At 46.3% G+C, this 10,314-nt stretch carries 9 protein-coding genes and 1 pseudogene; 9 read left to right on the top strand and 1 reads right to left on the bottom strand.

Going from position 1 to position 10,314, the window contains the following annotated elements; all coding sequences use genetic code 11:
• Window positions 1-575 (bottom strand): 1-acyl-sn-glycerol-3-phosphate acyltransferase (locus HMPREF9007_RS01380; RefSeq protein ID WP_008763723.1); only part of this gene is annotated, 575 nt, incomplete at its 3' end.
• Between the two features lie 258 nt (window positions 576-833).
• Here HMPREF9007_RS01380 and HMPREF9007_RS01385 point away from each other — a divergent pair.
• From HMPREF9007_RS01385 to HMPREF9007_RS0125485, 9 genes and pseudogenes are all read left to right on the top strand, one after another.
• Complete coding sequence (locus tag HMPREF9007_RS01385; RefSeq protein WP_008763722.1) at window positions 834-1,337, top strand: RNA polymerase sigma factor; 504 nt, start codon at window positions 834-836, stop codon at window positions 1,335-1,337.
• A 455-nt stretch (window positions 1,338-1,792) separates the two neighbouring features.
• The gene (gene mraZ / locus HMPREF9007_RS01390) at window positions 1,793-2,263 is read left to right on the top strand and encodes a division/cell wall cluster transcriptional repressor MraZ (RefSeq protein WP_008763721.1); all 471 of its coding nucleotides are present in this window, start codon (window positions 1,793-1,795) and stop codon (window positions 2,261-2,263) included.
• Complete coding sequence (gene rsmH / locus HMPREF9007_RS01395; protein WP_008763720.1) at window positions 2,250-3,164, top strand: 16S rRNA (cytosine(1402)-N(4))-methyltransferase RsmH; 915 nt, start codon at window positions 2,250-2,252, stop codon at window positions 3,162-3,164. Before mraZ ends, rsmH begins: the two co-directional genes overlap by 14 nt.
• An 8-nt stretch (window positions 3,165-3,172) precedes the next feature.
• Window positions 3,173-3,529: an FtsL-like putative cell division protein gene (locus HMPREF9007_RS01400; RefSeq protein ID WP_008763719.1), complete on the top strand. Its 357-nt coding sequence runs from the start codon at window positions 3,173-3,175 to the stop codon at window positions 3,527-3,529.
• A gap of 60 nt (window positions 3,530-3,589) precedes the next feature.
• Entirely contained in the window at window positions 3,590-5,716 is a 2,127-nt protein-coding gene (locus HMPREF9007_RS01405) for a penicillin-binding protein (RefSeq protein WP_032850793.1), read from the top strand.
• 23 nt (window positions 5,717-5,739) lie between these two features.
• Window positions 5,740-7,188 carry a UDP-N-acetylmuramoyl-L-alanyl-D-glutamate--2,6-diaminopimelate ligase gene (locus tag HMPREF9007_RS01410; protein ID WP_008763717.1) on the top strand — a complete coding sequence of 483 codons (1,449 nt, stop codon included), beginning with the start codon at window positions 5,740-5,742 and terminating at the stop codon, window positions 7,186-7,188.
• Window positions 7,189-7,285: 97 nt separating this feature from the next.
• Entirely contained in the window at window positions 7,286-8,554 is a 1,269-nt protein-coding gene (gene mraY, locus HMPREF9007_RS01415) for a phospho-N-acetylmuramoyl-pentapeptide-transferase (protein WP_008763716.1), read from the top strand.
• Window positions 8,555-8,722: 168 nt separating this feature from the next.
• Complete coding sequence (gene murD / locus HMPREF9007_RS01420; protein ID WP_008763714.1) at window positions 8,723-10,057, top strand: UDP-N-acetylmuramoyl-L-alanine--D-glutamate ligase; 1,335 nt, start codon at window positions 8,723-8,725, stop codon at window positions 10,055-10,057.
• A gap of 1 nt (window position 10,058) precedes the next feature.
• Window positions 10,059-10,314, top strand: a pseudogene (locus tag HMPREF9007_RS0125485) (FtsW/RodA/SpoVE family cell cycle protein); the annotation flags it as partial.

Genomic DNA, 10,314 nt, shown 5'->3' with positions numbered 1-10,314 from the left:
TCCCGCTTCGCCTGTATGCTTTTTATAATGAATGTCTTCTTCCATTCCAGATCACGGATCACTCCGTTCTGACGCCGCGAGCAAAGTCCCGCAGGAAACATGATCATCTGGTCGTCGGACTGGAACCCGGCTTCCACCATCTTGGGAAAGTCCTTTGCCTGCTTTCCTGTCTTATTGATAGGAACACAAAGTGGGGCCAAACCGCGAAGGTTCATCAGCAGGTCATTCACCAGATACTTTACTTTCCCGTCATAATGGCGCCCCAGCACATAGCCTAGAGCCACTCCATCCTGTCCTCCCAGCGGGTGATTGGACACAAAGGTATACAATCCTTCTTTCGGCAGGTTCTCTATACCTTTCACCTCCACTTTCGCATCAAGGAACTCCATGCATGCTTCAAGGAAATCCACTCCCAGTTTATCTTTCGATTCATTCAGGAACACATTAATCTCGTCCTGATGAACTATTTTCTTCAGATAAGAAACCACAAACTTAGGGATGTACTTATATTGCTTCGGAGCTTTCGTCCGAAGTATCTTATCGACATCGATTAAAAATAAAGAGTCATCAGTCATTCTTTTCAAATAAAAATGATGCCACAAAATTAACGGTTCTTTTTTATTAATCGCAATAATTTGCCAGAAAATGCAGGATTTAAGTTTGCAACTTGGAAAAAGAACACCCAAAAACTATCAAATACCACCTAAAAACTATCCGCGGATAGTTTTTCCCCTAAATTTTGTCGGTTCATACCCTATCTCATTATCAGAAATGCCGTAAACTTGCACCATCGAAAAATACAAACGAATATTCACTTTTTAAAAGCAACGTATATGAAAAGTTTAAGCTTCAGAAAAGATTTAGTAGGAGTACAGGATGAGTTACTCCGCTTCGCATACAAACTGACAACCGACCGCGAAGAAGCAAACGATTTGTTGCAGGAGACATCACTCAAAGCATTAGACAATGAGGATAAATATATGCCCGACACAAATTTCAAAGGATGGATGTATACCATCATGCGCAATATCTTTATCAACAACTACCGTAAAGTAGTTCGCGACCAGACATTCATCGATCAGACCGATAATCTTTATCATCTGAACCTGCCGCAAGACACCGGCTTTGAAAGTACGGAAAGAACGTACGACCTGAAAGAAATGCATCGGGTAGTCAACGCGCTCCCGAAAGAATATAGAGTTCCGTTCGCTATGCACGTTTCCGGCTTCAAGTACCGCGAAATCGCTGAAAAGCTGAACCTCCCGCTGGGCACCGTGAAGAGCCGTATCTTCTTCACCCGCCAGAAATTGCAGGAAGAACTGAAAGACTTTCGCTAAACCTTTAACTATATTATTTATCAATTCCAAGTTAGATATTTTTAGTGCAGATTTTTAATTGTGTTAGTTTAAGGCAGAAGAGTTACCATACCTTCTGCCTTTTTTACTAATCCCTCCTATATGACACCCGGATGTCGAGCATACTGACACCCGGGTGTTGTACGTCCTGACACCCGGGTGTCATACATACCGAGACCCGGGTGTCGTGCAAACCTCCCTCGCAAAGAAAGAAAGCCTCTCTTTCGATAAAAAAAAGATTCTTCCTCAATACAAACAAAAAAGCGCCGCATCTTTCCGTTTTCGCCCACTAATAAAGCATTTCCCAAACCGCATCTTTTTCAAGTAAATAAGCATTTAACAATCGGTTGAAAACTTATCTAAAAGATTTTTATGGAAAATTGTGGGGAATTGTGGGGAATTTCCTACTTTTACGCTCTCTTATTATAATAAGGTAAATGATACGTTTTTTAGGCAATATTGAAGTCAGGGCGGACGCCAAAGGAAGAGTGTTCATCCCCGCTACTTTCAGGAAGCAACTGCAAGCTGCTTCCGAAGAGAGACTTATTATGCGTAAAGACGTATTTCAGGACTGCCTGACACTGTACCCCGAGAGCGTGTGGAACGAGGAGCTGAATGAGCTCCGAAGCAGGCTGAACAAATGGAATAGCAAACACCAGCTCATTTTCAGACAGTTTGTGAGTGACGTCGAAGTAGTTACGCCCGACAGCAACGGACGCATACTGATCCCGAAGCGTTACTTACAGATTTGTAATATCCGTGGAGATATACGCTTTATCGGTATCGACAACAAGATAGAGATATGGGCCAAAGAACGGGCAGAACAACCGTTCATGTCCCCCGAAGAGTTCGGTGCAGCATTAGAAGAGATTATGAACGATGAAAATAGACAAGATGGAGAAAGATGAGTTGACATACCACGTACCCGTACTGCTAAAGGAAAGCGTTGACGGAATGAATATTCATCCGGACGGAACGTATGTAGACGTTACCTTCGGAGGAGCAGGGCATTCGCGCGAGATTCTTTCACGCCTTGGAGAAGGCGGGCGCCTGCTGGGATTCGATCAGGACGAGGATGCCGAACGGAATATCGTCAATGATCCCCACTTCACCTTTGTACGCAGCAACTTCCGCTATTTGCAGAATTTCCTGCGGTATCATGACATCGAACAGGTGGACGCAATCCTCGCCGACCTCGGCGTGTCCTCCCACCATTTCGACGACAGCGAGCGTGGCTTCTCATTCCGTTTTGACGGAGCGCTGGATATGCGCATGAACAAACGTGCAGGACTAACTGCCGCCGACATCGTCAACACATACGAAGAAGAACGGCTCGCAAACATCTTCTATCTGTACGGTGAACTGAAGAACAGCCGCAAACTGGCATCCGCCATCGTAAAAGCCAGAAACGGACAGTCTATCCGGACTATCGGCGAGTTTCTGGAAATCATCAAGCCGCTTTTCGGACGCGAACGGGAGAAGAAAGAACTGGCGAAAGTATTTCAGGCACTCCGCATTGAAGTGAATCAGGAAATGGAAGCACTGAAAGAAATGCTGGCAGCAGCCACCGAAGCGCTCAAACCGGGGGGGCGCCTTGTAGTGATCACGTATCACTCACTGGAAGACCGCATGGTGAAGAATATAATGAAAACAGGAAACGTAGAAGGGAAAGCGGAAACCGACTTCTTTGGAAACCTGCAAACTCCGTTCCGGTTGGTCAACAATAAAGTGATTGTCCCCGATGAAGCGGAGATAGAAAGAAATCCACGGTCGAGAAGTGCCAAATTACGAATCGCAGAGAAGAAATAATCTCAGATATGGAAGAAGAAGCAGTAAACAAAAAAGCAGAAGAGGGCAAAAAGAAAAAACGCACCTCATTGAAAAGTATTCTGGGAGGAGATATCCTCGCCACAGACTTTTTCCGCCGGCAGACGAAGCTGTTGGTGCTGATTATGGTATTCATCATCTTCTACATCCATAACCGCTATGCGAGCCAGCAACAACAGATCGAGATCGACCGGTTGAAAAAAGAATTAATCGACATTAAATACGATGCGTTGACCCGTAGTTCGGAGCTGATGGAGAAAAGCCGTCAGTCACGCATCGAAGAGTATATATCAAACAAGGAAAGTGATTTGCAGACCTCTACCAACCCGCCTTACCTTATTAAATAAGGTGTAAGTGGAGAGTCTTAAAAGAGAATAAGCACTGTGGCAGTAAATAAGAAAAATATAATGACCCGTTACTTCTTTGTCATTCTGATCATGGCACTGATAGGAGTAGCAATTGTCGTCAAGGCAGGCGTGACCATGTTTGCCGAACGACAGTACTGGCAGGATGTAGCCGATCGTTTCGTAAAAGAAAACGTGACGGTGAAACCTAACCGCGGAAACATTATTTCTTCTGACGGTAAACTGATGGCAAGTTCACTGCCTGAATACAGAATCTACATGGACTTTATGTCCGGTGAAAAGGACGAAAAAAGAAGAAAGAAGGATCAGGCACGTCGGGATTCCATCCTCAAAGCCAATATGGATTCGATTTGCATCGGACTGCATAAGATATTCCCCGACAGAAGTGCGGCACAATTCAAGGCACACCTTCAAAAAGGACGTCAGGCCAAAAGCCGTAACTACCTGATCTACCCGAAGCGTATCTCTTATATACAATATAAAGAGGTGAAACGTCTGCCTGTCTTCTGTCTGAACCGCTATAAGGGAGGATTCAAGGAGTTGGCATATAATCAGCGCAAGAAACCTTTCGGCTCATTGGCAGCCCGTACCCTGGGAGATGTATATGCCGATACAGCCCAAGGAGCAAAGAACGGTATAGAACTCGCGTTCGATACGATTCTGAAAGGACGTGACGGGCTAACTCACCGCCAAAAGGTGATGAACAAATACCTGAACATTGTCGATGTCGCCCCGATCGACGGTTGCGACCTGATCACCACCATCGATGTAGGTATGCAGGATATTTGCGAAAAAGCATTGGTAGACAAGCTGAAAGAGTTGAACGCCACCGTGGGTGTAGTCGTATTGATGGAAGTTGCAACCGGAGAAGTAAAAGCCATCGTCAATATGACGCAAGGCAGAGACGGTGAATATTATGAAGTACGCAACAATGCAATCAGCGATATGCTCGAACCGGGTTCTACCTTCAAGACAGCCTCTATCATGGTAGCTCTGGAAGACGGAAAAATCACTCCGGACTATATCGTAGACACCGGCAACGGACAAAAGCCGATGCATGGCCGTGTCATGAAAGACCACAACTGGCATCGAGGCGGATACGGCAAACTGACTGTTACCGAGATTTTGGGAGTATCGTCCAATGTCGGAACTTCCAGCATCATCGAGAACTTTTACGGAAGCAACCCGCAGAAGTTCGTGGACGGACTGAAACGGATGAGCATCGACCAGCCACTCCACCTGCAAATATCCGGAGAAGGAAAGCCGAATATTCGTGGTCCGAAAGAACGCTATTTTTCAAAAACGACTTTGCCATGGATGAGCATCGGCTATGAAACGCAGGTTCCACCGATCAATATTCTGACATTCTATAATGCAATAGCCAATAACGGAGTATCCGTACGTCCGAAGTTTGTAAAAGCCGCCGTCAGAGACGGAGAAGTGATAAAGGAATATCCGACGGAAATCATCAATCCCAAGATCTGTTCGGACAAGACGCTGGCACAAATACGGGAAATCCTGCGGAAAGTGGTAGGTGAAGGACTTGCCAAACCGGCAGGAAGCAAGCAATTCCATGTGTCCGGTAAGACCGGAACAGCACAGGTTTCGCAGGGAGCAGCCGGCTACAAGACAGGAAGAACCAATTATCTCGTCAGCTTCTGCGGATACTTCCCATCGGAAGAGCCGAAGTACAGTATGATTGTTTCGATCCAGAAACCCGGTTTGCCCGCTTCGGGAGGTTTGATGGCAGGTAGCGTATTCAGCAAGATCGCAGAAAGAGTGTATGCCAAAGACCTGCGCTTGCCACTCACAAGTGCCATTGATACGAATACGGTAGTCATCCCGAACGTTAAGGCAGGAGAAATGAGGGAAACGCAACGGGTGTTGGAAGAACTGAATATAAAGATACAGGGAAAAATCACCGATTCGGGAAAAGAAGTATGGGGAAGCACCCATCCCGCCCCTCAGGCGGTAGTTCTTGAAAGCCGGGGTATCATGCAGAACTTCGTGCCAAGCGTCGTAGGCATGGGAGCGAAAGATGCTGTTTATCTATTGGAAAGCAAAGGATTGAAAGTCAATCTGGTGGGAGTCGGGAAAGTAAAAAGCCAGTCGATAGCCAACGGCAGTGTTGCAAGAAAAGGGCAGACGATTACGCTTACGTTGCATTAAGAATTAAATTAAGTAGGACAGATATGTTATTAAACGAGTTACTGAAAGCAATCCAGCCGGTGCAAGTGACCGGAGATTCAAGGATAGAGATCACCGGAGTCAACATTGACTCCCGTCTGGTAGAAGCCGGACAGCTGTTTATGGCGATGCGCGGCACGCAGACCGATGGTCACGCCTATATCCCCGCTGCCATTCAGAAGGGAGCGACTGCCATCCTCTGCGAAGATATACCGGAGGAACCCGTAGCAGGAATCACTTATATCCAAGTGAAAGACAGCGAAGATGCAGTAGGAAAGATTGCAACGACATTCTACGGTAATCCGACTTCACAATTCGAACTGGTCGGTGTGACGGGAACAAATGGCAAGACAACCATCGCCACCTTATTATATAATACATTCCGCTACTTCGGATATAAAGTGGGATTAATCTCTACTGTCTGCAACTATATCGACGATCAGCCGATTCCGACAGAACATACCACCCCCGACCCTATCACGCTCAACCGCTTGTTGGGGCAAATGGCGGACGAAGGATGCAAGTACGTCTTTATGGAAGTCAGTTCACATTCCATCGCTCAAAAACGTATCAGCGGATTAAAGTTTGCGGGAGGTATCTTCACGAATCTGACGCGCGATCATCTGGATTATCACAAAACGGTGGAGAACTATCTGAAGGCAAAGAAAAAGTTCTTTGACGATATGCCTAAAAATGCTTTCAGCCTCACCAACCTTGACGATAAGAACGGGCTGGTGATGACACAAAATACACGTTCCAAGGTCTACACCTATTCATTAAGAAGCCTCAGCGACTTCAAAGGCCGGGTCATAGAATCCCATTTTGAAGGAATGCTGCTCGATTTCAATAATCATGAGCTGGCCGTTCAGTTTATCGGCAAGTTCAATGCATCCAATCTGTTGGCGGTATTTGGAGCAGCCGTATTATTGGGCAAAAAAGAGGAAGATGTACTTCTTGCACTCAGTACGCTCCATCCGGTAGCCGGACGTTTCGATGCCATCCGTTCTCCGAAAGGGGTAACGGCCATCGTTGACTATGCACATACTCCGGACGCGTTGGTGAATGTATTGAACGCCATTCATGGAGTACTCGAAGGCAAAGGAAAAGTGATCACCGTAGTAGGTGCCGGCGGCAACCGCGATAAGGGGAAACGCCCCATCATGGCAAAGGAAGCAGCGAAAGCCAGTGACCGGGTGATTATCACATCGGACAATCCGCGTTTTGAAGAGCCACAGGAGATTATCAACGATATGCTTGCCGGACTGGATGCGGAAGATATGAGAAAAACGCTCAGCATCGCCGACCGGAAAGAAGCGATCCGCACGGCTTGCATGCTTGCAGAAAAAGGAGACGTGATACTCGTTGCCGGAAAAGGGCACGAAAACTATCAGGAAATCAAAGGAGTGAAACACCACTTTGACGACAAGGAAGTTTTGAAGGAAATATTTAATTGACAACATATAATTATTTGCAATAGACAGCATCTTATCAAGCGTGGGGCAACAATGAGAAACTGTAAATTGCAGGCTATAAATTGTAAATAGAAAAGAGATGTTATACTATCTGTTTGAATGGCTGCACAAGCTTAATTTTCCCGGAGCGGGAATGTTCGGTTACACCTCATTCCGTGCTTTGATGGCTGTTATCCTCGCATTGCTTATATCGAGTATATGGGGAGACAAATTCATCAATCTGCTTAAAAAGAAGCAAATCACGGAAACACAGCGTGACGCCAAGACCGACCCGTTCGGTGTCAACAAAGTAGGCGTACCAAGCATGGGAGGTGTCATCATCATTGTAGCCATCCTTATACCTTGCCTGCTATTGGGTAAGCTGGATAATATATACATGATATTGATGCTGATCACCACTGTATGGCTGGGATCACTCGGTTTTGCCGACGACTATATCAAAATATTCAAGAAAGACAAGGAAGGCTTGCACGGTAAGTTCAAAATCATCGGTCAGGTGGGTCTGGGGCTGATTGTAGGCTTAACCCTGTATCTGAGTCCGGATGTAGTTATCCGCGAAAACATCGAGGTTCATACACCGGGACAGGAAATGGAAGTGATTCACGGAACCAATGATTTAAAATCTACCCAAACCACTATTCCTTTCTTTAAAAGTAACAACTTAGATTATGCCGACCTGGTGGGCTTTATGGGCGAACATGCACAGACAGCCGGATGGTTCCTGTTCGTGATCATTACGATCTTCGTTGTAACCGCCGTTTCGAACGGGGCTAACCTGAATGACGGCATGGACGGTATGGCAGCCGGAAACTCCGCCATTATCGGTGCCACGCTGGGAATACTGGCGTACGTATCGTCACACATCGAATTTGCCAGCTATCTGAATATCATGTACATTCCGGGATCGGAAGAACTGGTAATCTACATTTGTGCCTTTATCGGTGCATTGATCGGTTTCTTATGGTACAACGCCTATCCGGCACAAGTATTCATGGGAGACACAGGCAGCCTGACTATCGGTGGTATCATTGCCGTATTTGCCATTATCATCCACAAAGAATTGCTGATACCGATTCTCTGCGGTGTATTTCTGGTAGAGAATCTGTCAGTCATACTGCAACGCTTCTACTATAAGATAGGTAAGCGGAAGGGAGTAAAACAGCGGTTGTTCAAACGAACTCCGATACACGATCATTTCCGTACTTCGATGAGTCTGGTAGAACCGGGATGTACGGTGAAGTTCACGAAGCCCGACCAGCTGTTTCACGAATCAAAGATTACCGTCCGTTTCTGGATTGTAACGATTGTACTGGCAGCGATAACGATTATTACATTAAAAATACGATGAGAACAAACAGACTGCCCAATGCAGGATATTTGTAACATTAATATAGTTGAGAGTATTAACCCGATTATTAACTTTAAAAAGATGTGCGCAGCCGACGAGCAAAAAAGGAAGGATGAAAAGGAAGAGAGAAGCGTCTGCCTGTCGGACAGCAATAGCACATTACTGTAAATGAAAAGAATTGTAATTTTAGGAGCCGGTGAAAGCGGCGCTGGTGCAGCCGTACTCGCCAAAGTAAAAGGATTTGAAACATTTGTTTCGGATATGTCCGCTATCAAGGATAAGTATAAGGACCTTCTGGACAGCCACCATATTGCCTGGGAGGAAGGACATCATACCGAAGAACTCATTCTGAATGCCGATGAGGTGATTAAAAGCCCCGGTATCCCGAATGACGCCCCGCTGATCCTGAAACTGAAAGCCCAAGGCACACCGGTTATCTCCGAAATCGAGTTTGCCGGGCGCTATACCGATGCAAAAATGATCTGTATCACCGGTTCTAATGGAAAGACAACGACTACTTCCCTGATCTACCACATCTTTAAGAGTGCAGATCTGAATGTAGGACTGGCCGGAAATATCGGCAAGAGTCTGGCTTTGCAAGTAGCCGAAGAGCATCATGACTATTATATCATCGAACTCAGCTCTTTCCAACTGGACAATATGTATAACTTCCGTGCCAATATTGCCGTACTGATGAATATCACTCCGGACCATCTGGACCGATACGACCATTGTATGCAGAACTACATCGATGCCAAATTCCGTATTACGCAGAACCAGACAACGGACGACGCTTTCATCTTCTGGAACGATGATCCGATCATCAAACAGGAACTGGCAAAGCACGGTCTGAAAGCTCATCTGTATCCTTTCGCAGCCGTGAAGGAAGACGGAGCCATCGCATACGTAGAAGATCACGAAGTGAAGATTACCGAGCCCATCGCCTTCAACATGGAACAGGAGGAACTGGCACTGACCGGACAGCACAATCTTTACAACTCGCTGGCTGCCGGTATCTCGGCAAACCTGGCAGGTATCACTAAAGAAAATATCCGCAAGGCGCTCTCCGACTTCAAGGGAGTGGAACATCGCCTGGAGAAAGTAGCGCGCGTACGCGGTATCGACTTCATCAACGACTCAAAAGCGACCAATGTCAACTCTTGCTGGTATGCCCTGCAAAGCATGACCACCAAGACAGTGCTGATACTGGGCGGCAAAGACAAAGGCAACGACTATACGGAAATAGAAGACCTGGTACGTGAAAAGTGCTCGGCACTGGTTTATCTGGGACTGCACAACGAAAAGCTGCACGCCTTTTTCGACCGTTTCGGACTGCCCGTAGCCGATGTGCAGACCGGAATGAAGGATGCAGTAGAAGCAGCCTATAAACTGGCAAAGAAAGGAGAAACCGTATTGTTAAGCCCCTGCTGCGCCTCATTCGACCTCTTCAAGAGTTACGAAGACCGCGGCGATCAGTTTAAGAAATATGTAAGAGAATTATAAAATGGATTTATTAAAGAGCATATTTAAAGGCGACAAGGTAATCTGGATTATCTTCCTCTGTCTCTGCCTCATCTCGATTATCGAGGTGTTTTCGGCAGCATCGACGCTGACGTACAAAAGCGGCGACCACTGGGGACCGATAACACAGCACTCCATCATCCTGATGGTGGGTGCCGTAGTAGTGGTATTTCTGCATAACGTCCCCTACAAATGGTTCCAGGTATTCCCCGTCTTCCTGTATCCGATTTCCCTCGTTC

The sequence above is a fragment of the Bacteroides sp. 1_1_14 genome (genome assembly GCF_000162515.1).
In the GTDB taxonomy this organism is placed as follows: Bacteria; Bacteroidota; Bacteroidia; order Bacteroidales; family Bacteroidaceae; genus Bacteroides; species Bacteroides thetaiotaomicron.
The sequence above is the reverse complement of the archived record's forward strand: the minus strand, read 5'-3'. Positions and strand labels throughout refer to the sequence as shown.